General features: G+C 71.2%; 25 protein-coding genes and 2 pseudogenes. 15 read left to right on the top strand and 12 right to left on the bottom strand.

Annotation, left to right across the window (positions count from 1 at the left end):
• The first annotated feature begins 70 nt into the window (after positions 1 to 70).
• Positions 71 to 1,335, top strand: a pseudogene (locus KHP12_RS30755) (MFS transporter).
• A gap of 85 nt (positions 1,336 to 1,420) precedes the next feature.
• On the opposite strand, the pseudogene KHP12_RS30750 reads toward KHP12_RS30755, so the two are convergent.
• From KHP12_RS30750 to KHP12_RS30740, 3 genes and pseudogenes are all read right to left on the bottom strand, one after another.
• Positions 1,421 to 1,771, bottom strand: a pseudogene (locus KHP12_RS30750) (MFS transporter); the annotation flags it as partial.
• Positions 1,772 to 1,881: 110 nt separating this feature from the next.
• Complete coding sequence (locus tag KHP12_RS30745; protein WP_211833947.1) at positions 1,882 to 3,501, bottom strand: multicopper oxidase family protein; 1,620 nt, start codon at positions 3,499 to 3,501, stop codon at positions 1,882 to 1,884.
• Between the two features lie 95 nt (positions 3,502 to 3,596).
• Positions 3,597 to 4,067 carry a hypothetical protein gene (locus KHP12_RS30740; protein WP_143678403.1) on the bottom strand — a complete coding sequence of 157 codons (471 nt, stop codon included), beginning with the start codon at positions 4,065 to 4,067 and terminating at the stop codon, positions 3,597 to 3,599.
• Between the two features lie 122 nt (positions 4,068 to 4,189).
• Between KHP12_RS30740 and KHP12_RS30735 the strand changes: the two genes are divergently transcribed.
• The 4 genes from KHP12_RS30735 (at position 4,190) to KHP12_RS30720 (ending at position 8,115) form a co-directional block, all read left to right on the top strand.
• Complete coding sequence (locus KHP12_RS30735; RefSeq protein ID WP_244203322.1) at positions 4,190 to 5,080, top strand: DUF5134 domain-containing protein; 891 nt, start codon at positions 4,190 to 4,192, stop codon at positions 5,078 to 5,080.
• 73 nt (positions 5,081 to 5,153) lie between these two features.
• Positions 5,154 to 5,945: a helix-turn-helix domain-containing protein gene (locus KHP12_RS30730; protein WP_086885263.1), complete on the top strand. Its 792-nt coding sequence runs from the start codon at positions 5,154 to 5,156 to the stop codon at positions 5,943 to 5,945.
• A gap of 175 nt (positions 5,946 to 6,120) precedes the next feature.
• A complete protein-coding gene (locus tag KHP12_RS30725; protein ID WP_086885264.1) occupies positions 6,121 to 7,320 on the top strand; it encodes a 4-hydroxybenzoate 3-monooxygenase in 1,200 nt (399 codons plus the stop codon).
• Between the two features lie 150 nt (positions 7,321 to 7,470).
• Complete coding sequence (locus KHP12_RS30720) at positions 7,471 to 8,115, top strand: LysE family translocator (RefSeq protein ID WP_086885265.1); 645 nt, start codon at positions 7,471 to 7,473, stop codon at positions 8,113 to 8,115.
• A 39-nt stretch (positions 8,116 to 8,154) separates the two neighbouring features.
• Here KHP12_RS30720 and KHP12_RS30715 read toward each other — a convergent pair whose 3' ends face one another.
• Positions 8,155 to 8,583: a cupin domain-containing protein gene (locus KHP12_RS30715; protein ID WP_244203323.1), complete on the bottom strand. Its 429-nt coding sequence runs from the start codon at positions 8,581 to 8,583 to the stop codon at positions 8,155 to 8,157.
• A 410-nt stretch (positions 8,584 to 8,993) separates the two neighbouring features.
• Between KHP12_RS30715 and KHP12_RS30710 the strand changes: the two genes are divergently transcribed.
• A complete protein-coding gene (locus tag KHP12_RS30710) occupies positions 8,994 to 10,460 on the top strand; it encodes an FG-GAP and VCBS repeat-containing protein (protein WP_086885267.1) in 1,467 nt (488 codons plus the stop codon).
• A gap of 93 nt (positions 10,461 to 10,553) precedes the next feature.
• On the opposite strand, the gene KHP12_RS30705 is transcribed toward KHP12_RS30710, so the two are convergent.
• Positions 10,554 to 10,850, bottom strand: a complete 297-nt coding sequence (locus KHP12_RS30705) for a GYD domain-containing protein (RefSeq protein ID WP_086885272.1) — start codon at positions 10,848 to 10,850, stop codon at positions 10,554 to 10,556.
• A 197-nt stretch (positions 10,851 to 11,047) separates the two neighbouring features.
• On the opposite strand from KHP12_RS30705, the gene KHP12_RS30700 reads away from it, so the two are divergent.
• A complete protein-coding gene (locus KHP12_RS30700) occupies positions 11,048 to 12,034 on the top strand; it encodes an alpha/beta fold hydrolase (RefSeq protein ID WP_086885268.1) in 987 nt (328 codons plus the stop codon).
• Between the two features lie 151 nt (positions 12,035 to 12,185).
• On the opposite strand, the gene KHP12_RS30695 is transcribed toward KHP12_RS30700, so the two are convergent.
• Entirely contained in the window at positions 12,186 to 13,409 is a 1,224-nt protein-coding gene (locus KHP12_RS30695) for a hypothetical protein (RefSeq protein ID WP_086885269.1), read from the bottom strand.
• A gap of 138 nt (positions 13,410 to 13,547) precedes the next feature.
• Positions 13,548 to 15,191: a serine/threonine-protein kinase gene (locus KHP12_RS52510; protein ID WP_167442734.1), complete on the bottom strand. Its 1,644-nt coding sequence runs from the start codon at positions 15,189 to 15,191 to the stop codon at positions 13,548 to 13,550.
• A 188-nt stretch (positions 15,192 to 15,379) separates the two neighbouring features.
• On the opposite strand from KHP12_RS52510, the gene KHP12_RS30685 reads away from it, so the two are divergent.
• The 5 genes from KHP12_RS30685 to KHP12_RS30665 all read left to right on the top strand — a co-directional run bounded on the left by KHP12_RS30685 (position 15,380) and on the right by KHP12_RS30665 (position 19,878).
• Positions 15,380 to 16,351 (top strand): TetR/AcrR family transcriptional regulator, encoded by a 972-nt coding sequence (locus tag KHP12_RS30685; RefSeq protein ID WP_211833946.1) that lies wholly within the window; start codon positions 15,380 to 15,382, stop codon positions 16,349 to 16,351.
• Between the two features lie 48 nt (positions 16,352 to 16,399).
• A complete protein-coding gene (locus KHP12_RS30680) occupies positions 16,400 to 17,293 on the top strand; it encodes a beta-keto acid cleavage family enzyme (RefSeq protein WP_210609720.1) in 894 nt (297 codons plus the stop codon).
• A 50-nt stretch (positions 17,294 to 17,343) separates the two neighbouring features.
• Positions 17,344 to 18,357 (top strand): 3-hydroxyacyl-CoA dehydrogenase NAD-binding domain-containing protein, encoded by a 1,014-nt coding sequence (locus KHP12_RS30675; protein ID WP_086885812.1) that lies wholly within the window; start codon positions 17,344 to 17,346, stop codon positions 18,355 to 18,357.
• The gene (locus tag KHP12_RS30670; RefSeq protein ID WP_086885811.1) at positions 18,354 to 18,827 is read left to right on the top strand and encodes a thioesterase family protein; all 474 of its coding nucleotides are present in this window, start codon (positions 18,354 to 18,356) and stop codon (positions 18,825 to 18,827) included. The genes KHP12_RS30675 and KHP12_RS30670 overlap by 4 nt, the downstream gene beginning before the upstream one ends.
• A gap of 157 nt (positions 18,828 to 18,984) precedes the next feature.
• On the top strand, positions 18,985 to 19,878 hold the full coding sequence (locus KHP12_RS30665; RefSeq protein WP_244203392.1) for a class I SAM-dependent methyltransferase: 894 nt from the start codon (positions 18,985 to 18,987) through the stop codon (positions 19,876 to 19,878).
• 10 nt (positions 19,879 to 19,888) lie between these two features.
• Here KHP12_RS30665 and KHP12_RS30660 read toward each other — a convergent pair whose 3' ends face one another.
• Entirely contained in the window at positions 19,889 to 20,302 is a 414-nt protein-coding gene (locus KHP12_RS30660; RefSeq protein ID WP_086885810.1) for an SRPBCC family protein, read from the bottom strand.
• Positions 20,299 to 20,610 (bottom strand): ArsR/SmtB family transcription factor, encoded by a 312-nt coding sequence (locus tag KHP12_RS30655; RefSeq protein ID WP_086885809.1) that lies wholly within the window; start codon positions 20,608 to 20,610, stop codon positions 20,299 to 20,301. The genes KHP12_RS30660 and KHP12_RS30655 overlap by 4 nt, the downstream gene beginning before the upstream one ends.
• Before the next feature lie 101 nt (positions 20,611 to 20,711).
• On the opposite strand from KHP12_RS30655, the gene KHP12_RS30650 reads away from it, so the two are divergent.
• Entirely contained in the window at positions 20,712 to 21,677 is a 966-nt protein-coding gene (locus KHP12_RS30650) for a 1-aminocyclopropane-1-carboxylate deaminase/D-cysteine desulfhydrase (RefSeq protein ID WP_308036108.1), read from the top strand.
• Positions 21,678 to 21,863: 186 nt separating this feature from the next.
• Here KHP12_RS30650 and KHP12_RS30645 read toward each other — a convergent pair whose 3' ends face one another.
• The gene (locus tag KHP12_RS30645; RefSeq protein WP_210609718.1) at positions 21,864 to 22,805 is read right to left on the bottom strand and encodes an ATP-dependent DNA ligase; all 942 of its coding nucleotides are present in this window, start codon (positions 22,803 to 22,805) and stop codon (positions 21,864 to 21,866) included.
• Positions 22,802 to 23,782: a non-homologous end-joining DNA ligase gene (ligD, locus tag KHP12_RS30640; RefSeq protein WP_210609716.1), complete on the bottom strand. Its 981-nt coding sequence runs from the start codon at positions 23,780 to 23,782 to the stop codon at positions 22,802 to 22,804. Before ligD ends, KHP12_RS30645 begins: the two co-directional genes overlap by 4 nt.
• Positions 23,783 to 23,812: 30 nt before the next feature.
• On the opposite strand from ligD, the gene ku reads away from it, so the two are divergent.
• On the top strand, positions 23,813 to 24,922 hold the full coding sequence (ku, locus tag KHP12_RS30635) for a non-homologous end joining protein Ku (RefSeq protein ID WP_086885851.1): 1,110 nt from the start codon (positions 23,813 to 23,815) through the stop codon (positions 24,920 to 24,922).
• Positions 24,923 to 25,269: 347 nt separating this feature from the next.
• Here ku and KHP12_RS30630 read toward each other — a convergent pair whose 3' ends face one another.
• On the bottom strand, positions 25,270 to 26,097 hold the full coding sequence (locus KHP12_RS30630; RefSeq protein WP_086882707.1) for an NAD(P)H-binding protein: 828 nt from the start codon (positions 26,095 to 26,097) through the stop codon (positions 25,270 to 25,272).
• A 135-nt stretch (positions 26,098 to 26,232) separates the two neighbouring features.
• Here KHP12_RS30630 and KHP12_RS30625 point away from each other — a divergent pair, with 135 nt between their 5' ends.
• Entirely contained in the window at positions 26,233 to 26,841 is a 609-nt protein-coding gene (locus KHP12_RS30625) for a TetR/AcrR family transcriptional regulator (protein ID WP_037948009.1), read from the top strand.
• Positions 26,842 to 26,848 lie beyond the last annotated feature (7 nt).

The raw sequence follows: 26,848 nt of genomic DNA, 5'->3' as shown, positions 1-26,848 counted from the left end.
GTCCCCAAGACGTTATGGCCTGGCCTTGTAGCGCATCGCAGCCAGAACGGCCCGTGCATAGCGTCGTCGTATGCCGATCCTTCATCTGCGCCGTGGGCGCCGCCGCGTTACGTACGGGTCGTCGGCTCCGGCGGCGGTCACCGCCACCGGCCGCCGTGGACCGGCCCTGGTGGTGCTGTGCTTGGTGCAGTTCATGCTCGTCCTCGACGACAACGTGGTGAGCGTGGCGCTCCCCAGCATCCGCGACGACCTCGGTTTCACGACCGCCGGCCTGGCCTGGGTCGTCAACGCCTATTTCCTCGCCTTCGGCGGGCTGTTGTTGCTCTTCGGCCGCATGGCCGACCTGTGGGGCCGCAGACGGGTCTTCCTGATCGGGGTGGCGCTGTTCGGCGCGGCGAGCCTGCTCTGTGGGCTGGCGCGGGAGCCGTGGCAGCTTGTGGGGGGACGGTTCGTCCAGGGCGCGGGAGCGGCGGTGCGCCTCGACCTACCCGGTGCGGTACTGGGCACCGGTGCCCTGGTGTCCCTCGTCTACGGTCTGCTCCAGACCGAGTCGGGCTGGGGACGCCCGGCCGCTGCCGGGCCGCTGCTGCTCGCCGCCGCCCTGGCCTTCGCCTTCGTCACGGTCGAGGCACGCTCCGCTGAGCCGCTGGTACCGCTGTCGTTCCTGTCCTTCCGCGTCCGCGCCGTCACCAACGGGGCGACCCTGCTGTTCTCCGCCGCCTTCTACGCGATGGCCTTCCTGCTGATGGTGCATCTACAGACCGTGCTGGGCTACCGCCCCTCGCGGCCGGCGTCGCCTACCTGCCCTACGGCGCCGGGATCCTCGCGGGCATGTGGCTCTCCTCCCGAGCGCTGATCAGGTTCGGGATGCGCCCGACGCTCGTCGCGTCGTTCCTGATCAGCGCGGCCGGACTGGTGCTGCTGTCCGGAGTGGCACCGAGCGACGGCTACGCCTCCGGAGTGCTGCCCGGCATGCTCGTCACGAGCCTCGGCTGCGGACTGAGTCTGCCCACCCTGACCGTCGCCGCGCTCACGGGCACGACCGAGGAGAACGCCGGCCTCGGCTCGACCTTCCTGAGCTCGGTCCAACAGGTCGGCGGCGCGGTGGGGGTGGCGGTCCTGGTCGCTCTGGCCACCCGCCGCCGCAACGCCCTGGCCGCGGCGGAAGGCCCACGGCGTGCCGCGGCGGAAGGCTTCTCCTACGCGCTCTCCGTCGCCGCCGCCCTCCTCGCGCTCGGCGCCGTCCTCATAGCCGCCCTGCTCGGGAAGGACCGCCACACAGGTCACGCACTCGACGCCGAAGAGGCTCCGGCCCGGCATGGAAGCCGTACGTAACCGCCGCTTGCCGAGTTGCGGAAGCGGGTGAGGAGCGGCGAACGGGCTGATCCCCGTCCGCCGCTCCGTTCCCGCGTTTGGCCCGTCAGGCGGACGCGGGCTGTGCGTCGGGCGCCGACACGGCCGCGAGGCGGCCGGTGCGGTGCAACCCGTACAGGGCCACGGCACAGGCCAGGCCCAGTGCCAGCAGCGCGAGCCACGGCAGCGCGGACATCCCCGCCGCCCGGGCAGCGTCCAGCGCGGCGCCGGTGAGCAGGTTGCCCAGGGTGATGCCGACGCCGCAGATGGTGTTGTACAGCCCGTAGTGGGTGGCCACGAGCCGGTTCCCGGAGAGCCGGACGATGGTGTCCATCTCGAACGGATAGGCGATGATCGTCCCCAGCGCGAGCAGCAATGCCGAGAGCGCGGGCGGTACGGCCGCGAGCAGCCAGCGGCCCACCGTTCGTCGAGTGCCAGCACACCCGCCCTGACCGAGAGCCACGATGAGACACAGAGGCTCCCGTCACCCGGTGGAGAGCCCACCAGGTGACGGAAGCCCTGGGGCGGTCAGGCTCGATAGGCCACCAGCGCCATCATCCCGGCCTCGCCGTGGTAGGCGTTGTGGCAGTGCAGCATCCACTGGCCGGGGTTGTCGGCGTCGAAGACCACGGACAGCTTCTTCTTCGGCAGCACGATCGCGGTGTCCTTGCGGGGCCCGGAGCCGCCGAGTTGGTAGGTGTGGCCGTGCAGATGCATCGGGTGCCACATGTCCGTGCGGTTGACGAAGTCCAGCCGGACCCGCTGCCCTTCCTCGACCATGAGCGGGGCGGCCGTCGGATCGCTCATGTCGAACGCCTTGCCGTTGATGGCCCAGTTGTACTTCGTCATGCCGCCGGTCAGGTCGACACGGTGCACTCGGTCCGCCTTCTTCGGCGACAGCCTGACGTCGTCCGCCGCGCGGAGCTTCGAGGCCGTCACGACCGTGCCGTCCAGTTCCCTCGGGCGGACGGTGGCTTTCGGTGCCCGGCCGGAGCCGGTACGGACCAGTGCCAGACCGGTGGTGTTCTTCCCCTCGGCGAGCGCGACGAGCGGGAAGACGCCATCCGCGAGCGTGACCAGCACGTCGTAGCGCTCACCCATGCCGATCAGCAGGGCATCGGTCCGCTGGTGCTCGACGGGGAAGCCGTCGGTGTGGGTGATGGTCATCCTGTGGCCGCCGAGCGCGACGCGGTAGGCGGTGTCGCCACCGGCGTTGATGATCCGTAGCCGGACCCGCCTGCCGGGCTTGCCGGTGTAGACATCCGGGTCGGCCGGGACACGGCCGTTGATCAGGTGGTACGGGTACTTCACGTCGCCCGCGTCACCGCCGAGCAGGTCGCTGTCGGCGCCCATCAGCATGAACTTCATCGACATGCCGTCGCCGGACTCGGAAGAAGACGGTGAGGCGCTCGCCCCGCCCCCGTCTCCGCTCATGTCCATGCCGCCCATGCCACTCATGTCGTGACCACCCGTGTCGTGGTCACCCATCTCCATCCCGCCCATGCCCTGCCGCAGCTCGGCGAAGACCTCGTCGGGTGTGCCGGTGACACCGTCGACCCAGTCGTCGAGGACGACCACCCACTCGTCGTCGTAGGCCAGTGGCTCCTTCGGATCCTCGACGATCAGCGGCGCGTACAGCCCGCGGTCGAGCTGGACCCCGACGTGCGGGTGGAAGAAGTAGGTGCCGGGGGTGTCGGCGATGAAGCGGTAGGTGAAGGTGGATCCGGCCCGTACCGCGGTCTGCGTGGCCGGGGGAACGCCGTCCATGTCATTGCGCAGGGCGAGACCGTGCCAATGGATGGAGGTGGCCGTCTTGTCCGGCAGCTGATTGGAGAGTTCGGCGGCCACGGTGTCACCGGCCGACACCCGCAGCTCCTTGCCGGGGGCCCGCCCGTCGAAGGACCAGCTCTTGGCCATGACGCCGCCGCCGAGCTCCAGCATGGCGGGCGCGGCGGTCAGGGTCGGCTTGTGCACCTTGCCGGTACTGGTGCGCTTCTTCTCGGCTGCGGTCACGGCCGGGTCGGACGGCTTGACCAGAGCGGTGGTCCGGTCGGCGTCGCCGCTGGAGCCGCTACAGGCGGCGAGCGCGCCCGCGCCCGCGGCGCCGAGCCCGGCCAGCAGGACAGAGCGGCGGTTGACGCTGTTCACGATGGTGGTGTTCCTCTTCTCGATATGCCTTGTGTTCGGTCGCACGCGGGCACGGCTGATCGCATACGCGGACGCGAAGTTGCCGTGGGGGCGGCCTACAGAAGCAATCGAGAGAGCGCGGAAAGGTCGGGCGGCGCCCGACTCACGGTGCCGGGAACAGGGCGACCGGCCGGGATGGCGTGCACATCGCCCTCGCGGCCGGCCCAGGTCTCGCTCGGCGGCATGTGTTTGACGACGTCGACGCCGGCGGCCGAGCAGTGCTGCACGCCCGTGCCGGAACAGGGTCCCTCGTCACCGTGCGCGGCCGGGGCGGAAGCCCGTGCGGTGTCGTCGTGCCCACCGCCGTGCGCCGACATCCCCCCGTGCGCCGACATCGTCGCCGAGGGCGCATGGACCATGCGCGCCATCCCACTCATATCGGTGGCACGCATCGAGGGCGAGACGGCCGCATTCGTCTCGTGGTGGAGGAGCACGGCGAACGCGGCGAACAGTGCGACGGCCGCGACCCACACCCAGCGCCCGGCGCCACCACGGGCACGGTCCCGTCCGGCCCCGGCTGTGGTCATGGCTTCCATCCCTGCTCTCGGTGAGCGACTCCGCCAATATACCCGGTGGGGGTAACACTGAACGCTCTCCTAATCTACTACGTACTTAGGGGCTCAGTGTCCGATGACGACGGAAGGCAACGATGGAGACTCTGAGCTGGTCCGTAGCAGTGGTCGCCGCACTGGTGACCGCCGTCAGCCTGATCCGCATGGTGACCACCGAGGGGGACGCCCGCTTCGCCGCGGGAGGCGATGTGCTGATGGGCGCGTGCATGGCCGCCATGACCCTGCCCGCGACAGCGGCCTGGTACACCGGTCACGGCGTGTGGTGGGCCATGGCATTCGCCCTCCTGGCACTCGGCGGTGTGGTGATGGCCGCCAAGCACACGCGTACGAGCGGCTGGAGCCACGGCCGCCGATGGGTGCACCTCATCGTCGGCAGCGCAGGCATGGTGATCATGACGCTCGCCATGACGAGCACGTCCTCCGGGCCGGTACTCGCGCTGGGCGGCTCCTCCATGGCCGGGATGCCGGGCATGGAGAACATGCCCGGGATGGGCTCGGCACAGGGCATGGACGGGATGGGCGGCATGGAAGGCATGGACGGGATGCAGGGCATGGGAGGGATGCACGGGATGGACACACCGGGCATGGCCAGCGCGGCCGATGCCACCGCCACGTCGTCCTCGGGCTCCTTCTGGCGTTACGTGGCCGCGGCGCTCGCGGTGTACTTCCTGCTGTCCATCGGCGCGTCCGTCTGGGCCCGGCTCCGCGGCACCAACGGGAAACACCTCCCCGCCACCCGCGACGGCGGCCGAGGCCGCACATGGGGACGTTGGCTGCTCGCCATGCCGGACACGGTGGTGGTCTTCGTGGTATCGCTGACCGTCTCGGTATGGGACAAGGCCCGGACGGTGGAGCGGGGAAGCCACGGACGCCGGCGCAGGCTCGGCACGGCGCCGGACGCCGCACTGGCCGCTCATATCGGTATGGGCGGAACCATGTCCGCGATGCTGCTCATGATGGTGGTGTGACGGCCCTGACGGGTATGGCCCCGGCACATCTTCCGTTCAGCCGGCCCCGGGAGCGGCGGTAATCTGACGGTCGATGCCGGAAACCCGCCAACCTCTCCCACCTCCCCCGACGACGCCACGGAAGACGTCACCTCGTAGCGGAGGAGGCTGGCTTCCGCACGGCTACCGCGTCGACACCCACTCCCACCCCCAGGGCCAGCTGCTGTACGCGGCCGCCGGTGCCCTGGCCACCACGACCGAGCGTGGGACCTGGGTCGCCCCGGCCAACCGGGTGACGTGGACGCCGCCCGGATTCGACCACTCCCATCGCATCTACGGCAGGACCGACGTCCGGCTGGTCGTCATCCCGGCCGAGCTGTGCGACGCGCTCGTGGCACACCCCAGCGTGTTCGCGGTGAGCCCCTTGCTGCGAGAGGCGCTCCTGGCGCTGACCGATCGGCGGGAGGTCCGGCCCGGCGCCCATGAACGGCTGCGCGCGGTGGTGATCGACGAGCTCACCGCGGCCCCCGAGCAGCCCCTGCATCTGCCGGAACCCCGCGACGACCGGCTGCGTGCCGTCACCGACCTCCTGCACGCCGATCCCGGCCGGACCACGACCCTGACCGAACTGGGACGGGCCGTGGGAGCGAGCGACCGCACGCTGAGCCGCCTGTTCCACACCGAGCTGGGCATGAGCTTCCACCGGTGGCGCACCATCCTGCGCATCCACCACGCCCTGGTCCATCTCACCAACGGCCGGTCGGTCACCGACACCGCGACGGAGTGCGGGTGGTCCAACCCCTCGAGCTTCATCGAGGCGTTCACCGAGGTCGTCGGGCAGACCCCGGGCCGCTATCAGGCGGATCTGCGCGACGACGCACAGTAGTTGGCGGCTTTTCGGTATGCGGTGTCCATTCATCAGTGGGCGGCGACCGCGGTCGGGGCCACAGTGGTCATCGGCACGCCGCATCACCGGGGCGACACAGTCGTTCGTCCTCCGGTGCCTGCTCCGGCGTGTTCGACCACTGCTTTCCGCAAGCTTCAAGGAGGCTTGGCACTTCATGTCCGAAACAAGCGAGAGCACCGCCGTAGTCATCGTGGGCGCCGGGGTCGCCGGACTTACGCTCGGCAATTTCCTGTTGCGCAACGGAATCGACTGCGTCGTTCTCGAGAAGCGCAGCCGTGAATACGTCGAGCGGCGACAGCGGGCCGGGACCATCGACAGCCGCGGGGTGCGTATGTTCCGCGCATGGGGGCTCGAAGAGGTCGTGGAGAGTTTCGGCGCTCCGGAAGAGACAATAAGCTTCCGGATGGACGGAGAAGGGTTCACGCACGATCTCTTTGACGACGAGGACGGCGACTTCGACGATATGGTGTTCTGCCCTCAGCAGGTCCTCGTCCGGAACCTCACGGACGCCTTCCTGCGGGACGGCGGAGACCTTCGTTACGAGTCCGCCGACATCTCCCTCGAAGACATCGACGGCGCGGACATCGACGGCGCCCGTCCGCGAGTCCGCTACCGGGACACCACCGGCGCGACACGGGTCATCAACTGCGACTACCTCGCCGGCTGCGACGGCTACCACGGGGTCAGCAGGGAATCCATCCCCGCCGACGCCCTCACTCGTTACTCCTACGACTATGGATACGCCTGGCTGAGCGTCCTGGCCGACGTGACGCCGGACCCCGCGGCCATGGCGATCCATTCCCGCGGCCTGGCGGGAATCATCCCCCGTGGCACCACGGCCAGTCGTCTCTATCTCCAGTGCGCGCCCGACGACACCCTTGAGCAATGGCCGGACGAGCGCGTCTGGAGCGAACTGGAAGCCCGTTTCGGCGTCCCCGTGGCGACCGGCCCGGTCATCCACAAGCAAATCCTGCCGCTGCGGAGCGTGGTGTACAGCCCCATGAGTTACGGCAGGCTGTATCTGCTCGGAGACGCGGCGCATATCGTCCCCCCGATGAGCGCGAAGGGAATCAACCTCGCTCTGCACGACGCCGAAGTGTTCGCCCGCGCCATCATCGACCGGATTCAGAAGGACGATCCGGCCCTGCTCGCCGGCTATTCGGAGACCTGTCTGCGCCATGTGTGGAACTACCAGGCATACGCGGCATGGATCACCGAACTCATGCACAACGCCGGTGACGCCTCCTACGAAGGAGAGTTCCGCAAGCAGATCGCCCGAGCGGAACTGGAACGCCAATTCACCTCGCCCACGGCGAGCCGCCTGTTCGGCGAACTCGCCGCCGGGGTGAATTAGGGCACGGGTGACATCAGGGCTCCGGGTGCCGAGGCTCACCGCCACGGCCTGCGCACGGTCCGCGCACGGGACGCGGATGGGTCTGGAGCGGACGTTCCGGCTTCTGTTTGAATGCCTCCTGTACTGAGCCGGTCCAGGAGGGACGGACATATGGTGTCCACGGAGAGCATTCTCGCGTTCGCGGCGATGTCGCTGCTGGTGATTGTGATTCCGGGGCCGAGCGTGCTGTTCGTGGTCGGCCGGGCCCTCGCATACGGCCGCCGTACGGCCCTTGAGACGGTCCTCGGCAATGTGGTCGGCTGCTACCTGGCCGTGATCGCCGTGGCATGGGGTCTCGGCGCGCTGGTGGAGAGCTCGGCGGCGGTGTTCACGGGCGTCAAGCTGGCGGGGGCGGCGTATCTCGTCCATCTGGGCGTGCAGGCGTTCCGGCACCGCGGGGACATGCGTGTGACGGACATGGCGGCCCCGGCCCGTGCGCAGCGCGGTGATCTGCGGACGATCCTGGACGGCATTTTCGTCGGCGTCACGAACCCGAAGGGCATCGTCTTCTTCGCGGCGGTGCTACCGCAGTTCGTCAACCACTCGGCGGGCCACCTTCCGCTCCAGATGATGGTGCTGGGCCTGGTCCCGGTCACCATCGGAATGATCACGGACACCCTCTGGGGCCTGGGCGCCTCCGCGGCCCGTTCCTGGTTCGCCCGCTCGGACCGGCGGCTGTCGATGGTCGGCGGGGCGGGTGGCCTCGCGATGATCGGCCTGGGCGTGACCGTGGCGGCGACCGGCCGCGCCGACTGACCCCGGTGTCGGACGCCCGGGTCCGGCGTCAGCGGCGGATCACGCCCCGGGGCGGGGCGCCCGTAGGTGTTGACGCTGGGCCAGTTCCTCGTCGTCGACCAGGGTGAGCATGGGCTGGCCCGGGGCGCAGAACATGGTGACGACGAAGCGGCTCCAGGCGTCCGTCCGGTTGTTTCCGTCCTGGTAATGGATGACGTCGCCGCCCGGCTCCCAGAACGTCTCCCCCGCCCTGACCACTCGCTCCGGCTCGCCTTCCAGCTCGAAGAGCATCTCGCCCTCCAGCACGTAGCCGAAGGCGGGGCCGGAGTGCCGGTGCGGGGGGAGGCCGGGGTCGCCGGGTGGGTAGTCGACGCGGATCGTCATCCCCTCCGCCCCCTCCGGCACGAACGGCGGTTTCGCCGATTGCAGCACGGTGATCGCCGAGCTCAGCGCCGCCAAGCGCGCTTGGCTCTCGGCGCTGCCTGCCATCGGCTCTTCGCTCGACATGGCGAGACCTCCAGGGGTGTCATGCGTCTCATGCGTCCAGATTGCGACGGGGCCGGGCGGGGCGCACGCGGACCAGGGGACATGGGGCCTCACGGTCAGTGACGGGCGGTGGCGGACGTCGGCGGACACGGCCAGGGCATCTCGTCGGCGCGGGCGACGGCGGTCGTCCGCAAAGCGTCCGACTTCTCCGCCTTTGACCTCAAGTTCCGTGGCCAGAAGGGGAGTTGGGTTACCCCTGACGTTGATCACGACCCTGTCTCGTTTTCCTTGGGTTGAGCAACCGTTCAGCTTTCCGACAGCTCTCCTTCCATGACTCTTCCGTTCCCGCCGCCGGGGGAGACAGGTGGCGGTCGGGACTCAAGGGCGAACGATGCGTTACTCATGGAGGATTTGTGCGCAATAGAACCCGAGGTGTGGTGGGCCTGGCGGTGGGTGCCGTCGTGACCGCCGCCGTGGCCGCCGGGGCCGGCGCCGTGGTGTCGAACGGCGACGGGACCGACCAGAAGCAGCCCTCCCCCACGGCTGCCGCGGCAGGGAAGACCACACCGGGCGATATCGACGGCGACGGCTATGCCGACCTCGGCGTGGGCGCGCCCGACGGGACCGTTTCGGGGAAGTCCAAGGCGGGCTATGTGGGTGTGACCTACGGCTCCAAGGCCGGGGTCGACACCGGGCGGCACGGCACGTTGTCGCAGGCCAGCCCGGGAATTCCGGGCACCCCCGAGGCCTCTGACCACTTCGGCTCGGCCGTGGTGCGCGGCGACGTGGACGGGGACGGGTACGGTGATCTGATCATCGCCGCGAACTACGAGGCCATCGGCAGCGCCAAGCGGGCCGGTTCGGTCACGGTCGTCTTCGGCTCCAAGGACGGCCTCTCCAGCGACGCCATCGCCTTCCACGCGCCCAAGGCCACCGCCTACGCGCTGTTCGGCGACAGGATCGCCGTGGGCGACTACAACCACGACGGCCGCGACGACATCGCCATCTCCGACGGCACCGAGGTCCAGGTCGTGAACGGCGCGGCGAACCTGCGCGATACGGCCACCCCGAAGATGTCCAGCGTCACCCCGCCCGGCGGCGGCGCGGGCACCGAGCACCTGTCCTCCGGCGACATCAACGGGGACGGCTTCGCCGACCTGGTCACCGTCGCCTACCAGGACGACCCCGCCGACGAGGGCACGCTCGGCGTGCTGCCCGGCTCGTCCACAGGGCTGAAGAGCACCGCGCTGGGCAAGGACGTACCGCTGCCGTTCGCCTCGTACCGGGCCGTGGTGGGTGACATCAACGGCGACGGCAAGGACGACGTCGTCACGGACACCGGCTTCACGGACGGCCCGGACGACGCGCGGCTGCGGACGTACCCGGGCACGGCCGGGGGGCTCGACACCGACCATCCGGTGAACTGGACGGGCAAGGCCCAGAACGGCATCGCCGCCCGGCTCACCGACATCAACGGCGACGGCCACGACGACCTCGTCGTCAGCGACACCGACGCCGAGGCCCCCGGGGGCTACAACGACGCCGGTGCCATCACGGTGCTCAAGGGCACCAAGGACTGGCTGACCGACACGGGTGCGCAGACCTTCTCCCTCGACACCGAGGGCGTCCCCGGCGACATGACGGGCGGCGACTGGTTCGGCGACGCCATCTCACCGGCCGACTACAACGGCGACGGCAAGCCCGACCTGGCCGTCGGGGTCCCGAACCGGACCGAGGGCGCGGGCGCGGTGGCCCTGCTGTACGCAGGCGCCGACGGGCTCACCGCCGAGGGCTCCGCCCTCATCGGGCCGCGCGACCTCGGCTCCCCGGCGGACGACGCCGCCTTCGGCAAGGAGCTGTCCGGCCCCGCTACGAAGTAGCACCGGCTCCAGGTTGGCTCGGTGGCCCGGCCCGCGTACTTCCGGGCCGGGCCACCGGCCCCACACGGCGTCCGGCCTCTGGCGCGCACCGCCTCAGCCGGCGACCTTGGCGATGATGCGGCCCATATCCTCCCGCCCGAAGGCTCGCAGGGTCGTGCTGCGGACATTGCCCAACGCACTGAGCTGGAGCGACGCCGCGGTCGCGGTCTCGTCGTCCGGGGCCTCGACGATGCACACGAGGTCGTACGGCCCATCAGTCCAGTAGATGTCCACGAGCCGTGCCCCGAGCTTGCCCAGCGCCGCGACGAAGTCCTCGGTGCGCTGTGTGGTGTCCCTGAACGCGCGGACTCCCTGCTCGGTCCAGTTCAGCAGCGTGATGTACGTCGCCACGGCTCTCACCTCCACGAGAAGACTCCGTGCGATCAATTCTGGACGCAACGTGGCGAACCCGCACATCCAAAGCACCGGCGAACGGCCGGAATGATTTGCCGAACCGGCAACGGGTGTGGTCCGCGTCGTGGACGGCACGGCAGGCTCGGTCCCATCGGCCGCCACACAGGATGTTCAGCGCGACCCGGGAGGAAACCATGCCGCAGACGCCGCCCACACCCGACCTCACCCACCGTCTGGTGCCCTCGCCCGCCGGGCGGATCCACCTCGTGGAGCAGGGCACCGGCCCGCTGGTGCTGCTCGTCCACGGCTTTCCGGAGTCCTGGTACTCATGGCGCCACCAGCTGCCCGCGCTGGCCGCGGCCGGGTACCGGGTGGCCGCCGTCGACGTCCGTGGGTACGGCCGCTCCTCCCGGCCCGCGGCGGTGGACGCGTACCGGATGCGGGAGCTGGTGGCGGACAACGTCGCCGTGGTGGAGGCGCTCGGCGAGGAGTCCGCCGTGGTGATCGGGCACGACTGGGGCTCGCCCATCGCCGCCCATTCCGCCCTGCTGCGCCCGGATGTGTTCCGGGCGGTCGGGCTGCTGAGCGTGCCGTACGCCCCGCGCGGCGGCCCCAGGCCCTCCGAGGTCTTCGCCGGGATGGGCGGGGACGAGGAGTTCTACGTCTCCTACTTCCAGGAGCCGGGCCGGGCCGAGGCGGAGATCGAGCCGGATGTGCGCGGCTGGCTCGCGGGGATCTACGCCGCGCTGTCCGGCGACACCATGCCCGGACCCGATCTGCCCGACCCGCACTTCATCACGCGCGGCCGGACGATGCGCGAGCGGTTCCCCGCCGGGCGGCTGCCCGCCTGGCTGAGCGAGCGGGACCTCGATGTCTACGCGGGTGAGTTCGAGCGGACCGGGCTGACCGGCGGGCTGAACCGCTACCGCACCATGGACCGGGACTGGGAGGACCTGGCCGAGTACGACGGCGCGCCCATCACCCAGCCGTCGCTCTTCGTCGGCGGCGCCCTGGACGCCTCGACCGCCTGGATGGGCGACGCGATCAAGGCGTACCCGAACACACTGCCCGGGCTCGTCGGCTCGCACATCCTCGAGGACTGCGGCCACTGGATCCAGCAGGAGCGCCCGGCGGAGATCAACCGACTGCTGGTCGACTGGCTGAACTCGCTTCCCGCGTGACGCGTATGGCCCGCCCGGACGTACCGGCCAGGAGGACGGGTTCGGGGAGGCGGGCGCCACCCAGGTGCCGGCCGGGACGGTGCAGGCGGAGGCGGCGACCACTCATCGCGGGAGTCTCTCGCATCCGGGGCGGAGGAGCCCCGGAGGGAGATCAGTTCTCTGGGCGCTGGAGGGCTCTGAAGTCGTCGAAGAACCCGTAGTTGTGGGCCGGTGAGCCGTCCTCGGACCGCTCCACGGTGCGGTTGGCGTAGAGGCTGTTCAGCAGCCAGGGTGTCTTGTCCGGGCCGAAGTTCCGGGTCATGGCGGCGCCTTGGGTGACGCCGTACGTGGCCACGGCGAGGCGTCCGGTGTCGCGGAAGTGGCGCACCTGGTCCCGCAGGAAGTGTTTGTTGTTCTCGAACCAGGGGCTCATGGCGAGGAAGTCACGCCACTTCTCCTCGGAGAAGGGGTGCTCGATGGCTTCCTTGATCACCTTCCACACCGGGGTGTCCGGCGGAAGGCGGTAGCGGCGGGCGAAGCGCGCGGGGATCGTGTCGTTCAGGTGCAGCTTCCACAGCTGGACCAGGGAGAACTCGGTGACCAGGAACTTCTGGCCGTCACGGAGGCGGGGCAGGATGTAGTCGAGGTAGGGCTTCACCTTCTCCGGCGCGGACACATGGGGGTGGATGTCCACGCCCTCGATCTCCGGGGTCCGGCGGGTGAAGGACAGCCAGCGGTCGGTGGCCGGGGTCCGCTTGTCCGGCTTGTCGAGGAAGTTGAGCGCGCCCATGTGGAGGTGGGTCCGGCAGCGCGAGCCGAAGTGCTTCTTCCGGTACGCGATGATGTGCTCCGCGACCGTCTCGTAGAACGCGTTCAGCGCGCCCGAGCGGCGGTCCTGGGGAAGGCTCTCGATGAACGGCTCGTTGCCGATGGCCAGGATGTCCACGGTGTCGAGGACGGTGTGCAGGACCTTGTCGACCCGGGCGAGTTCCGCGTCCATGGCGGAGCTGCCCGGCCGGGGTATCGGCCGGTGGTTGTACGGGAACTTCAGCGAGAGCACCGTGCTGTGGCCGAGGCGATGGGCGTCCAGGAGCTTCGCGATGGCGCGCTGGTGGGAGGCGTCGTCCTCGACCTCGGGCATCGGAACGAAACCCCGGAGCCAGCTCGCGGAGAGCTCGCGCAGTTCGCCGAAGGTCACGCTGTCGGGGTCCTCGTTGAAATTCGCTCCCAGCGCGCCGTCCGGTCCGTCGGCGGAGGTCCTTGCCTCGGGGGCGTGACCGGTCTTGTCGGCGGACCGCCGTTCGCCCTGTGTGCACCCCGCGGCGACGAGGGATCCCGCCGTCAGGGCCAGGACGCGTCGCCGTGCGAGCGGCTGCTTCCTCTTCTCCGAATCCAAGTGACGCTCCTTTCGTGCCGTGGACCCTGGCGCTGCTGCCGGGGCCGCCCGGAAGGATGCGTCGGCGAAGCCCGCGCGTTGCCCACGGTGCCCACGTTTTTCGCGGAACCGCGTGCTCGGGCGCGCCGCGTCGCCCGGTCAGTGGGTGATCCGCACGGTGAGGGTGAGGGCTCCCTTGTTGTCGTCGAGGCAGCCCTCGCCGTCGTTGACGCGGAGTTGCAGGGTGCCCGAGCGGGTGGCCTGGAAGTGCCAGGCACGGTGTACGGCGTGGGGGTTGCCGGGGTTTCCGGGGTAGCGGCCCAGGAGGGTGCCGAAGGGGACGTCGGACTTCACCTTGCAGTTCTGCCAGGCGAAGCGGAGGGATTGGTCGTCGGCGGCGGTGTGGCCGGCCGGGCCGACGAGTGGGAGGTTGGCGGCGTCCACGGTCCAGGTGCCGCTGGTGTAGCGGACCGACACCTTGTCGCCCTTCTGGATCGGGGTGCTCGTGGCGGACTGCCAGCCGCGGGCCGCGTCCACGGTCACCTTGGTCGTGGCGGTGGCGGGAGGCTGCGCGGCGTCGTCGCCGTCGTTGTCGGACGGGGGGCCGAAGGCGAAGAAGAGCCCGGTGGCGAGGGCCGCCACCGCGAGCGCCGCGCCCGCCGTCCACCACCAGGTCCGGGCCCGGCCCCGGCCGCGGGGTCGAGGGGGTGGCGATCCGGCCGCCTGGTCCATGACGGTCGGTTCCCGGTCCAGGGCGGGTGATCCGGCGAGGGTGGGCGATCCGGCGAGGGTCGGTGATCCGGCGAGGGTGTGGGGTGCGGTTGGTGTCGGGTGTCCACCGAGGGCGTGGGGTGCGGCCGCCGTGGGGGGCCCGGCCAGTGTCGGGCTGTCCGCCACGTCCGCGGGGGTGGCCGCCACGTGCGTGGGAGTCTCCGGGACGTCGGCCGGAGGGCCCGCCGGGGGCAGTGGGCCCGGGTCTTCCGCCCCGTCCGCCACGCGCCGCAGCGCGGCCCCGATCGTGGCCGCGGACGGGCGCAGGCCCGGGGACTTGTTCAGCAGGGCCTCGACGATGGGCCGCAGGGGGCCGACCCGTTCCGGGATCTCCGGATCCGCGAAGGTGACCGCGTGCAGCGCGGCGGCCCCGGTGGCGCGCTGGAAGGGCGGTACGCCGGAGGCGACCGCGGACAGGGTCGCGCCCAGCGACCACAGGTCCGACGGCGGGCCGACCTCCTCCGCGGTCAGCCGCTCGGGCGCCATGTAGCCGATGGAGCCGAGGAGTTCACCGGTGGTGGTGAGCGACTCGTCGTCTTCCAGGGCGGCGATGCCGAAGTCGGTGAGGACCGCGCTGCCGTCCCGGCGCAACAGGACGTTGGCCGGCTTGACGTCGCGGTGCAGCGCCCCGGCGGCGTGCACGGCCTCCAGCGCGCCGAGCAGCTGGAGCCCGAGGGCGGCGGTGTGGCGGGGGGTGAGAGGGCCGTCGTCCGCGATCCGGCGGGCCAGGTTGGGGCCGTCGATCAGCTCCATCACGATCCACAGCCGGTCGTCGTGTTCGACCAGGTCATGGACGCCCACCACATGCGGGTGGTGCACCCGCGCGACGGTACGCGCCTCTCTCTGCGCCCGGCGCAGCCGTCGCTGGTACTCGTGGTCGTCGCTCGCGACGTTCAGCTCCTTGGCAGCGACCTCGCGCTCCAGCATCTGGTCGTACGCGCGCCAGACCGTGCCCATGCCGCCTCGTCCCAGCCGGTTGCCCAGCTGGTAGCGGCCGCCGATAAGCCGTATGTCGTCCCCACCCGATGTCACCCGATCGCTCCTGTTCTCACGCCCGGTGAGCATAGTCGTAAGTGTTCGAACATCATCGTGCACAACTGATGCATCAGTCAGCCTGCACCGCAATTCCCGGGTGAAATTCCCATATATTTAGGGAGGAAGCAGGCACCCCACTGTCACATTCATTGCGTTTATCTCAACGCATCCGTACCGTGTCGGCCATGCGGCAACAGTTCGACGTGGCGGAACGCGTACGTCAGGTGATCGGCGAAGCCGGTTGTACCCAGCGCGAATTCGCGCGGCGGGTCGTGATGGACCCGTCCAAGCTCTCGCGTTCGCTCAGCGGGAGCCGGCGCTTCACCGTGGCCGAGCTGGCGCGGATCGCCGACGCCGGGAACGTGGACGCCGGATGGCTGCTCGGCACCACGACGGACGGCGCGACGGACGGCGCGACGGGCGGCGGAGCCGGCAGAGCGGACGGCGGGGCGGCCGGGGCGCCGCGCCCGCCCGCCCCCACCGCGCCCCCCGACAGCGGGCGGCCGCTACAGATCGTGCGGGAGACGGTCCGGCTCATCGCCGAGCGCGGCTTCCACGCCGTACGCGTCGCCGACATCGCCGCCGCCTGCGACACCAGCACCGCCACCATCCACTACCACTTCCCGGGCCGCGCCGAGCTGCTCGAGGCCGCCGTGCGCTGGTGCATGGACGAGGACACCGCGCGCCGCGCCGCCCGGATCGCCGAGGCCGACGACGCGCGCGAGGAGCTGCGGCAGCTCATCGCGCTCCAGGCGCCGTACACCGAGCGGCAGCGGCAGCAGTGGCTGGTGTGGATGGACCTGTGGGCCGAGGCCGCGCGGTCCACGGCCATCGGGCGGCTGCACGCCGACTTCTATCAGCAGTGGCGGCGGACCGTGGCCGAGGTGATCCGGCGCGGTATCGAGCAGGGGGTCTTCCGCGCCGTCGACCCGCAGTTCAGCGCGCTGCGCCTGACCGCGCTGATCGACGGACTCGCCATCCAGGTGCTGGCCACCGGACCCGGTGCGGGCGGTACGACCGCCGAGGCCATGGACATCGCCTGCAACGCGTACGTGGACACCGAACTGACCGCACGGCGCTCCGGCGCCGACGCGGCCGCCGCGCGGCGATCCGGCGCCGACGCGGCCGGACCGACCGCCGACCAGTCAGGACCGTAGCTCCGCACCACAAGAGTGCGGCGCACCGCAAGAGAGGGAGTAACGCCCATGCCCATGAACGACAGCGTCATCATCACGTGTGCCTTGACCGGCGCCGGTGACACCGTGGGCCGCAGCCCCCACGTCCCCGTCACCCCCGAGCAGATAGCCCGCTCCGCCGTCGAGGCCGCGGAGGCCGGGGCGGCCGTGGTCCACATCCACGTACGCGACCCCGAGACCGGCGCCCCCGCCCGCGATCCGCGGCTCTACCGCGAGGTCGTGGAGCGGGTCAAGGAGACCGGCACCGACGTCGTCATCAACCTCACCGCGGGCATGGGCGGCGACCTGGTCCTCGACCCGGAGAACCCGCTCACCCACCTCCCCGGCACCGACCTGGTCAGCGGCCTGGACCGGCTCCCCCACGTCGAGGACCTGCTCCCCGACATCTGCACCCTGGACTGCGGCTCGCTCAACTTCGGCGACGGCAGCAACCTCTACGTCTCCACCCCCGACATGCTGCGCACCGGCGCCAAGCGCATCCAGGAGCTGGGCGTACGCCCGGAGCTGGAGATCTTCGACACCGGGCAGCTGTGGTTCGCCAAGCAGCTGCTGGCCGAGGGGCTGCTGGACGACCCGACCGTCTTCCAGCTCTGCATGGGCATCCCGTGGGGCGCCCCGGCCGATCCGGGCGTGCTCGCGTCGATGGTCAACATGCTGCCCGAGGGCGCCCAGTGGGCCAGCTTCGCGCTGGGCCGGATGCAGATGCCGTGGGTGGCGCAGTCCATCCTGCTCGGCGGGAACGTACGGGTCGGTCTCGAGGACAACCTCTACCTCAGCCGGGGCGTCAAGGCCACCAACGGCCAGCTCGTCGAGCGCGCGGTCCAGATCACGGAGCTGCTGGGCGCGAAGGTCGCCACGCCGGACGAGGCGCGGCAGCGGCTGGGCCTCAAGCCCCGCGCGTAATCCCCCACCGCCTCCCCTCTCTCTTCCCCCCTCACACCCTTAGGACCGCCATGCCCTCATCCCCCTGCGCCCCCGAAGAGGTACGCCGCGTCGCCTGTGTCGGCGCCGGAGTCATCGGCGGCGGCTGGGTCGCCCACTTCCTGGCGCGCGGCTACGACGTCACCGCCTGGGACCCGGCCCCCGACGCCGAGGAGAAGCTGCGCCGTCTCGTGGCGGCCGCCTGGCCCGCCCTGGAGCAGATCGGCCTCGCCGACGGCGCCTCCCCCGACCGGCTGACCGTCGCCGCGACACTGGCGGAGGCCGTGGCCGACGCGCAGTTCGTCCAGGAGAGCGCCCCGGAGAAGCTGGAGCTCAAGCGGTCGCTGCTGGCCCAGCTGGACGCGGCGGCCCCGCCCGGGGTCGTCATCGCGTCCTCCACCTCCGGCTATCCGATGACCGATATGCAGACCGAGGCCGCCGACCCCGGCCGCCTCGTCGTCGGCCACCCCTTCAATCCGCCGTATCTCATTCCGCTGGTCGAGGTCGTCGGCGGGAAGCAGACGGACGCCGCGGCGGTCGAGTGGGCCTCGCGCTTCTACAAGGTGGCGGGCAAGTCCGTGATCACCATGGAGCGCGAGCTGCCCGGCTTCATCGCCAACCGGCTCCAGGAGGCGCTGTGGCGGGAGGCGCTGCACATGGTGGCCAACGGTGAGGCCACGGTGAAGGAGATCGACGACTCCATCACCGAGGGGCCCGGACTGCGGTGGGCGTTCATGGGTCCGTGCCTCACGTTCGCCCTGGCGGGCGGCGACGGAGGCATGGGACATATGCTCGACCACTTCGGACCCTCGTTGAAGTCTCCGTGGACCCGTCTCGAGGCGCCTGAGCTGGACGACACGCTGCGTGCGGCCATGGTCGACGGCTGTGACGAGGCGGCGGGCAGCCGCACCATCGCGCAGCTCGTCGCGGAGCGGGACCAGGGCGTCATAGACGTCCTGCGGGCGACTGGCCGTCTGCCGCGGCAGCGCACCGAGGGGACGGACGGCATCGCACATACCCCCAGCACCATGGGAGACGAGAAGTGAGCAGCACGCTCCCCGACTACCGGCAGACCGTACGTCCCGAGTGGATCGACTACAACGGCCATATGAGCGAGGCGTTCTACGTCCTCGTCTTCGGCCACAGCACCGACGAGATGATGGTGGAGACCGGGCTCGACTCCGCCTACCGCGCCAAGACCGGCTGCTCCCTCTACACCGTGGAGTCGCACATCCGGTATCTGAACGAGGTCGAGGAGGGCGCCGAACTCACCATCCGTACGCGCGTCATCGGCGTGGACGAGAAGAAGGTCCGGTTCACCCACGAGATGCATGTGGGCGAGCCGGACGGCGCCCCCGTGGCCACGACCGAGCTGCTCGCGCTCCACATCGACCAGAAGGAGAGCCGCTCGGCTCCGTTCCCCGATGAGGTGAAGGAGCGGCTGACGGATCTGCTCGAGAAGGCCCCCGAGTGGGCGGGCCGGTCGATCGGCCCGGTTCCGGCCGAGGCGGGTTGAAGGACCGCCGTACCGCCTGAACGCCCCGGCCCCGGATTCGTCCGGGGGCCGGGGCGTTCGCCGTTCCGGATGGGAGATCGGGTGAGGTTGAATGGCGGGAGAGACGGTGGAGGCGGGGGAAACGCCGAGGGACGCGCGTGCGAGGAGTGACGACGCCATGGCGGACGCCGGACCGAACGAAAACGGGAACGGGGCCGGGAACGGAACCAGGAGCGGGGCCGGCAAGGGCGGCCGGCGCGTCGAGCTGAGCGGGGTGCCCGAGACCCTGCTGTGGAACCTCTATATGCGGGCCGCCGAGGCCCGCCGGGCGCGGACCGTGCTGGACGACCCCAAGGCCGTGGAGCTGGTCGAGCGTGTCGACTACCCCTTCGAGGAGACCTTCGGAACGCCCAGCCCGCTGCTGGCGCAGGGCCACGCGCTGCGGGTCCGCACCTTTGACACCGCCGTACGGGCCTTCCTGGACGAGCATCCGGACGGCACGGTCGTCACGCTCGCCGAGGGTCTGGAGACGCAGTACTGGCGGGTGGACAACGGGCGGGCGCGCTGGCTGTGCGTGGAGCTGCCGGAGACCGCCGAGGTGCGGCGGGCGCTGCTGCCGGACGACGAGCGGCGGCGCACCCTCGCCCGCTCGGCGCTCGACCTGTCCTGGCGGGACGAGGTCGATCCGGCGCGCGGGGTGCTGATCACCGCGCAGGGGCTGCTGATGTATCTGCGGCCGACCGAGGTGAAGGACCTGATCGCGGGGTGCGCCGAGCGGTTCCGGGGCGGGGCGCTGGTCTTCGACGCGGTGCCGCGGTGGTTCAGCGCCCGGACGGTACGCGGCGAGATGCGGACCGCCGGGGGCTATCAGGCGCCGCCCATGCCGTGGGGCATGGACGCGGGTGAGCTGCCGAAGGTGCGGACGGCCCATCCGGCGATCACGGAGGTGCGCGAGGTGCCGCCGCCGCGCGGGCGGGGGTTCTACTACGGGGCGCTTGCGCCGCTGATGCGGTGGCTGCCCGCGGTGCGGAATCTGCGGCCGACGATGACGGCGATAGCGCGCTTCTCGTAAGCCTTGCCGATCAGCCCGCCGGTTCGGCGAGGACCGTCGCGAGGTGCTCGAGGACCGAGGGCCAGCCGCGACCCATCCCATCGAGGGCCTTCCTGCCCAGCGGGGAGTCGAGGTCGAACCCGGCGTGCTCGAGGAAGAGCCGGGTGCCGGCGCCCTCCGGCTCGAGGCGCCAGGTGATGGTGGTGTCCAGGGTGGCCTGGGCGAACCGGTAGCTCAGCAGCCGCTCCGGCTCGACGGCGATCACCTCGCAGGGCTGCTCCCCCCAGGACCCCATGTCGAGCGTGAAGCGGTGGCCGACCTCCGCCCGCACATCGCCCGCGGCCCACCACCGCGCGTGCAGCCGCGGATCGGTGAGGGCCTGCCATACGACGGCCGGGGGGTGGGGCAGGAACTGGTCGCAGTGGATGGCATCGGGCTCGGTCATGGGTTCTCCTCGTCGAGGACGTCGCGCAGCGCGTGGAGCCGGCCGCGCCAGTAGTGCTCGAAGGGATGCAGCCACTGCCGCACCTCGGCGAGCGGATCCGCCTCCAGGTGGTAGTACCGCTGCCGCCCCCGCGGCTCCTCCCGTACGAGCCGGGCCTGCCGGAGCACCTGGAGATGTTCCGAGATCGCCGGTCTGCTCAGCTCGAACTCGCCCGCGAGGTCGTTGACGGCGCGGGGGCCGTCCCGGAGGCAGTCGAGCAGCTTGCGGCGCACGGGGTTGGCGAGCGCGCTGAAGACGTCTGTGGGCACGACCCGGAGATTACGTCGGAGATTTCCGACGCGTCAACATTTCCCGACGCGTCGTCCCCGGCGCGACTCAGCGACCGAGGGGCTGCGGAGAGAATGGAGAGGTGAGACGCCCGCCAGACACCACCGGCCCGATACGGCCCCGGCTGCCGTCCCCCGTACGGGACGTGGCCGACCCATGGCTCGCCGACCGGGGCGTGGCGCTGCGGCTGAAGCGGGACGATCTCATCCACCCGCTGGTGCCGGGCAACAAGTGGCGCAAGCTCACCCCGAATCTGCGCGCGGCCGTCGAGCGCGGCCACACCCGGCTGCTCACGTTCGGCGGGGCGTACTCCAACCACATCCGGGCGGTGGCCGCGGCGGGGGCCGCGTACGGGCTGTCGACGGTCGGGGTCATCCGGGGCGACGAGCTGGCCGACGCGCCGCGCAACTGGTCGCTGGCGCGGGCCGAGGCACACGGCATGGAGCTGGCCTTCGTCACCCGCTCCGCCTACCGCGAGACGCTGCGCGGCCTGGGCGAGGGCGCCCCCGGCACCCTACGGGCGCTTGAGGAGCGGTGGGGGCGTGCCTATGTGCTCCCGGAGGGCGGTACGAACGTCCTGGCGGCGCGCGGCGCGGCGGAGCTCGTCGCGGAGCTGCCCGACCTGCCCGACCTGGGGCCGGGCGATGTGGTGTGCTGCGCGGTGGGCACCGGCGGCACGCTGGCCGGGATCGCCGCCGCACTCCCGCCCGGCGCCCGGGCGGTGGGGTTCGCCGTCCTGAAGGGGGCGGAGGGCTACCTGGACCGCGAGGTGGCCGCGCTGCACGAGCGGGGGTGGGGGCGGGCCTTCGCCAACTGGCGGATCGAGCACGGCTACCACGGCGGCGGCTACGGGCGGGTCCCGGCGGAGCTGGAGGCGTTCGCGGCGGAGTTCGAGGCGCGGCACGGGATCCGGCTGGAGCGGCGGTACGTGGCGAAACTGCTGTGGGGTGTGTACGGGCTGGCGGAACGGGGTGAACTGGCCCCGGGCAGCAGGGTGACGGCGGTGGTGACGGGGCCTCCGGATCCGGCGGGCCCACCGGGTCCGTAGATCCACCAGGACGTGGGGCGGGCCGGCCGGGTCGGGGGCCACCGCCGGGCAGGTCGGGGGCCACCGCCGGGCAGGTCTGGAACCGCCCGCCCGAGCCAGAAGCGTCACCGCTGCCCACGACCGTCACCCGCATCCGCGCATCGTCGCACGGCCGGGGCACACAGGGCACGGGTCAGCCGAAGGGGGTCAGTCGGGGATGCGGAGGCGCATGACCCTCGTCGCCGCGTGGCGGACCGTGCCTTCCTGGCGGACCTCGACGATCAGGTCCGGGGCGATGGGGCGGTAGGCGATCTCGGCGCCGACCCGGTCCAGGGCGGTGGGGAGTTCGGCGGGCGGGGGCTCGGGGTCGGGCAGGTCGCGCAGGGCCGTGCCGAGCTGGGCGCGGACGGCCGTGGAGAGCGGGGCGGAGATCAACGGCGCGTCGTCGCCGGGGAGCACCAGCGCGAGGGCGCGCGGGCGGAGGCGGGGGCCGACGACGCCGACGACCACGGCGTCCCGGGTCTCCGAATGGCGCACCTTCCGCCAGTGGCGGCCCGGCCGATAGGGCTGGTCCAGCTCCTTGATGACCAGGCCCTCGATACCGATCTCCAGGAGCGACTCGTACCAGGTGGCGGCGAGCTCCGGATCGGTCGTCATCGGCACGGCCTGGAGCGGTGGGCCGAGCGGTTCGAGGAGCGCCATCAGCCGGGCGCGGCGCTGTTCGTACGGAAGCGGCCGCAGATCCTCCGCGCCGATCGCGAGCAGGTCGAAGGCGGCGTAGGAGGCGGGCAGTTCCCGGGCGAGCCGCCCCGCCCGGGACTCGGACGCGGCGAAGGCGCGCTTCTGGACGGCGGCGAAGTCCGTACGGCCGCCCGCCCACACCACCACCTCGCCGTCGAGGACCGTGCCGGGCGGCAGCGGCCGCGCGGCGGCCACCAGGTCGGGGAAGGCGCGGGTGACGATGCGGCCGGAGCGGGCCTGCATCCTTACGGTGTCCCCCAGCCGGAAGATCAGCAGCCGATGGCCGTCGAACTTGGGCTCGTACGCCAGCCGCCGTCCGGGCGGGGCGAGGGGCAGGATCGGGACGACACGGGCCAGCGCCACGTCGAGGGGTGGCTCAAGGGGCGGCTCATGGGAGGGCGACGTCATCGGTCGGCCGCGCCTTCGTCGTCCCCTTGGCCGTTGTCTTCGTCGCCGCCTCGGCCGAGGTCTTCGTCCTCCCCGGCCTCGGCCTCGCCCGTCGGCAGCGGGCGCCCCTCCGCCGGGTCCAGCAGCGGGGCGAGCAGATCCCCGTGGCGGTCGAGCCGCGCGGGGATGTCGTCGATCAGGAAGGTCAGCGCCGCCGGGTCGCCGCACGCCTCGACCTCCTCCCAGGTGACGGGCGCGGAGACGGCCGGTTCGGGGACGGCGCGGGGGGTGTAGGGCGCGGCGGTGGTCTTCGCGGCGGCGTTCTGGCTGAAGTCCACGTACACCTTCCCCGGCCGCAGCGAGCGGGTCATCTTACGGATGACGAGGTCCGGCATGGCGTTCGCGGCCTCCAGGGCCAGCCGTCTGGCGTAGGCGGTGGTCCGCCGGGAGGAGGTCGGCTCCACCGGCACCAGCAGATGCAGCCCCTTGGAGCCACTGGTCTTCGCGTACGCCGTAAGGCCGTCATCGGCCAGCCGCTCGCGCAGCCATACGGCGACGATGCGGCAGTCCACGATCGTGGCGGGCGGTCCGGGGTCGAGGTCGAAGACGAGCCGGTCGGCGATGCCCACGCCCTGGTCGATCCGCCACATCGGGGTGTGGAGCTCCACCACGAGGTTGGCCGACCACATCAGCGAGGGCAGGTCCTGGATCACCACCTGCCGCGCGGTCTCCCCCTTATGGCGGGTGACCTCGGCCGTCGTCACCCAGGAAGGCGTGCCCGGAGGCGGGTTCTTGGTGAAGAACTTCTGGCCGTCGGGGCCGTCCGGGTAGCGCAGGAACGCCAGCGGCCGCCCGCGCAGATGACCGAGGAGCGCGTCCGCGGTCGACGCCAGATAGTGCAGCAGCTCGCCCTTGGTGGTGCCGGTGGCCGGATGGATGACCTTGTCGAGGTTCCTGAGCGTGATCCGCCGCCCCTCCACCTCCGCGATCGGGGACATACGATAAGAATCTCACGAAAGGGATCAAGCATGCGATCTATCTGGAATGGGAACATTTCCTTCGGCCTGGTGAGCATTCCGATCAAGATCTATCCGGCCACCGAGGACCACTCGATCTCGTTCCGGCAGATCCACCTCCGCGACAACGGCCGCATCCGCTACCGCAAGGTCTGCGAGCTCGAGGACAAGCCGGTTGAGTCGGGCGAGATCGGGCGGGCGTACGAGGACGCGGACGGCGCGCTGGTCCCGATCACCGAGGAGGACCTCGCGGCGCTTCCGCTGCCCACCACCCACACCCTGGAGATCGAGGCGTTCATCTCCGCCTCCGAGATCGATCCGCTCCAGATGGGCGACGCCTACTACCTGGGCACCAGCGGCGCCGCCGGGGCCAAGCCGTACACCCTGCTGCGCGAGGCGCTCAAGCGCAGCGAGAAGGTCGCCATCGCCAAATACGCCCACCGCGGCCGGGAGCGGCTGGGAATGCTGCGCGTCGTCGGCGACACGATCGCGCTGCACCGGCTGCTCTGGCCGGACGAGGTGCGCGAGCCCGCGGGGGTGGCCCCCAAGGAGAAGGTCACCGTGAAGCCGGCGGAACTGGACCTCGCGGACACCCTCATGGAGACGCTCGGAGAGGTGGATCTGAACGATCTGCGCGACGAGTACCACGAGGCGCTGGAGGAGCTGGTGGCGGCGAAGATGTCCGGCGCCACGCCCACCGCCGAGCCCGGTGAGCGACCCGCGGGCGCGCAGGTGGTCGACCTGATGGCGGCGCTGAAGGAGAGCGTCCGCAGCGCCAAGGAGGCCCGGGGCGAGGGGACGGGAGAGGCCGCGGAGGCCGGGGAGGCCGCGGAGGACCGGGAGGGCGGAGCCGAGGAGGAGGGGGAGGCGACGGTCCACGAGCTGCGCGGCCGTAAGAAGGCACCGGCGAAGAAGGCCGCGACGAAGACGAAGACGACCACCACCAAGAAGACCACCGCGGCCGGGAAGAAGACGGCGGCGAAGACCGCCAAGGCCGCGGAGGAGGAGTCCGCCGGGAAGAGGCAGACGGGCGCGAAGAAGGCCGCGGCCAAGAAGAGTGCAGCCAAGAAGACGGCCGCGAAGAAGCAGACGGGCAAGCGCGGCACGCGGACCGCGTCCTGAGGCGGCCCTGGCACCGGCGAGCGCACACCGGCTGCGCGCCTGCGGCGGGCCGTGTCCCCTACCCGCCCCTTCCCGAACCATGGGGCTCCGCCCCCTGGGACCCCGGACGCCCTTCGGGCGTGTCCTCAATCGCCGGACGGGCTGAAATCAGCCCCTCCGGCGTTTGAGGAGCGGGGTCCGGGGCGGAGCCCCGGTTGTGGGAAGGGGCGGGTAGGGGACAGCCCGCCGCAGGCGCAACCGGCACGGCCGCCCGGCCCCGGGCCCGCCCCGGTGCGTGGTCGGGTCCCGGCGCGGAACGCGCCTCAGCGGAACGCGCCTCAGCGGAACGCGCCTCAGCGGAACGCGCCTCAGCGGAAGGCGCCCACGTGGTCCTCCACCCACTGGGCGAACGTCAACCCGGGGCGCCCCGTGATGCGCTCCACCTCCGGCGAGATCGTCTGCGGCCGGTCCACCAGCTCCGCGAAGACCCGCAGCAGCGAATCCGCCATCTCCGGCGTGAGGAACCCGCCGGACATCCGCTCCCGCGCCGCCTCGTGCGGGATCTCCTCGTACCGCAGCGGCCGCCCGAGGACCTCGCCGATGACGCGCACCTGGTCGGCGAAGCTCAGCGACTCGGGTCCGGTCAGCTCCGGGGTCTTGCCGACCAGGTCGTCGGTGAGCAGGGCGCGGGCGGAGACCGCGCCCATGTCGGCCTCGTGGATGAGCGCCATCTGCGCCCCGGCGTACGGCCCGTACACCACGTCCCCGGCCTTGATCTGGTCCGCCCACTGCAACGCGTTCGCGGCGAAGCCGCCCGGGCGGACGAACGTCCATTCAAGACCCGTGGCCTCGACCTCGTCCTCCAGCGCGCGGTGGCGGGCGCCGATCGGGTTCCGCTGCGGATCGACATCGTCCAGGACGGAGGACGAGGAGAGCATCACGATCCGCCGCACCCCGCTCTCCTTGGCCCGCTCGAGGATCTTCTCGGACCCGACCTGCCAGACCACCGCGGGGTTGAGGAACAGCGCCGTGGCACCGTCCAGGGGCAGCTCATCGGTGCGGGCCGCCCGCACGCCCTCCGGCAGCCGGGCCGCCTCGGGGTCGCGGGTGAGCGCGAGCACCTCGGCGCCCGCGTCGGCCAGCTGCTTCACCACATGGCTGCCGACGTTTCCGGTGGCTCCGGTCACCACGAACATGATCAATCTCCTTGCCTGTCATGCGATCCGTACGTAACCGCAGTCAGGTTCATCCAAACGGATGACGTTGTCAAACAATTGGATGAAAGCATGGCCGGAGCCCCCGGCTAGCCTGTCCGGGCCGAGGAAGAGGAGATGACGACGATGCAGGGGACGCCCAAGAGGCCCCGCCGCGCCCCCACGCCCGAGGAGCGCAAGCAGTGCCCGGAGCGCTCCCGGCGGCTGCTGCTGGAGGCGGCCATGGACGAGTTCTCCGAGAAGGGGTTCGCGGGCGCGCGCGTCCAGGACATCGCGGACCGTGCGGGCCTCAACAAGCAGCTGATCACCTACTACTTCGGCGGCAAGGAGGGCCTCTACCGAGAGCTGGGCCGTGAGTGGCTGCGGCACGAGGCGACCTTCAACGACCCCGCGGTCCCCTTCGAGGAGCTGGTCGTCCGCTACCTCCGGGAGGCGTTCGACGACCCCCGCGGCATCCGGCTGGCCATCTGGCAGGCGCTGACCGGCGAGGTGGCGGACGAGCCGCGCGAGGACCTGTCCGACATGCGGCGCCGGCAGGCGGCGGGCGAGCTGGCGGACGACCTCGACCCGGCCGCCGTGCTGCTGATGTGCTACGCCATGGTCTCCGCACCGGCCACCATGCCGCACGCCGTCCGCCAGATCTTCGGCATCGAGCCGGACTCGCCGGAGTTCCGGGAGCGGTGGGAGGAGCAGCTGCGCCGGATCGTCCGCCACCTCGCCGCGTAACCGCACG

Source organism: Streptomyces asiaticus (genome assembly GCF_018138715.1).
Classification (GTDB): domain Bacteria; phylum Actinomycetota; class Actinomycetes; order Streptomycetales; family Streptomycetaceae; genus Streptomyces; species Streptomyces asiaticus.
The sequence above is the reverse complement of the archived record's forward strand: the minus strand, read 5'-3'. Positions and strand labels throughout refer to the sequence as shown.

Excerpts from the sequence above, each read along its gene's own strand:
- KHP12_RS30665 (WP_244203392.1), top strand. The coding sequence starts at position 18,985 with ATGGCGGACGCCGGACCGAACGAAAACGGGAACGGGGCCGGGAACGGA.
- KHP12_RS30630 (WP_086882707.1), bottom strand. The coding sequence starts at position 26,097 with ATGTTCGTGGTGACCGGAGCCACCGGAAACGTCGGCAGCCATGTGGTG.
- KHP12_RS30660 (WP_086885810.1), bottom strand. The coding sequence starts at position 20,302 with ATGACCGAGCCCGATGCCATCCACTGCGACCAGTTCCTGCCCCACCCC.
- KHP12_RS30700 (WP_086885268.1), top strand. The coding sequence starts at position 11,048 with ATGCCGCAGACGCCGCCCACACCCGACCTCACCCACCGTCTGGTGCCC.
- KHP12_RS30685 (WP_211833946.1), top strand. The coding sequence starts at position 15,380 with ATGCGGCAACAGTTCGACGTGGCGGAACGCGTACGTCAGGTGATCGGC.
- KHP12_RS30715 (WP_244203323.1), bottom strand. The coding sequence starts at position 8,583 with ATGGCAGGCAGCGCCGAGAGCCAAGCGCGCTTGGCGGCGCTGAGCTCG.
- KHP12_RS30740 (WP_143678403.1), bottom strand. The coding sequence starts at position 4,067 with ATGACCACAGCCGGGGCCGGACGGGACCGTGCCCGTGGTGGCGCCGGG.
- ku (WP_086885851.1), top strand. The coding sequence starts at position 23,813 with ATGCGATCTATCTGGAATGGGAACATTTCCTTCGGCCTGGTGAGCATT.
- KHP12_RS30730 (WP_086885263.1), top strand. The coding sequence starts at position 5,154 with ATGCCGGAAACCCGCCAACCTCTCCCACCTCCCCCGACGACGCCACGG.
- KHP12_RS30735 (WP_244203322.1), top strand. The coding sequence starts at position 4,190 with ATGGAGACTCTGAGCTGGTCCGTAGCAGTGGTCGCCGCACTGGTGACC.
- KHP12_RS30720 (WP_086885265.1), top strand. The coding sequence starts at position 7,471 with ATGGTGTCCACGGAGAGCATTCTCGCGTTCGCGGCGATGTCGCTGCTG.
- KHP12_RS30680 (WP_210609720.1), top strand. The coding sequence starts at position 16,400 with ATGCCCATGAACGACAGCGTCATCATCACGTGTGCCTTGACCGGCGCC.
- KHP12_RS30645 (WP_210609718.1), bottom strand. The coding sequence starts at position 22,805 with ATGACGTCGCCCTCCCATGAGCCGCCCCTTGAGCCACCCCTCGACGTG.
- KHP12_RS30625 (WP_037948009.1), top strand. The coding sequence starts at position 26,233 with ATGACGACGATGCAGGGGACGCCCAAGAGGCCCCGCCGCGCCCCCACG.
- KHP12_RS30725 (WP_086885264.1), top strand. The coding sequence starts at position 6,121 with ATGTCCGAAACAAGCGAGAGCACCGCCGTAGTCATCGTGGGCGCCGGG.
- KHP12_RS30675 (WP_086885812.1), top strand. The coding sequence starts at position 17,344 with ATGCCCTCATCCCCCTGCGCCCCCGAAGAGGTACGCCGCGTCGCCTGT.
- ligD (WP_210609716.1), bottom strand. The coding sequence starts at position 23,782 with ATGTCCCCGATCGCGGAGGTGGAGGGGCGGCGGATCACGCTCAGGAAC.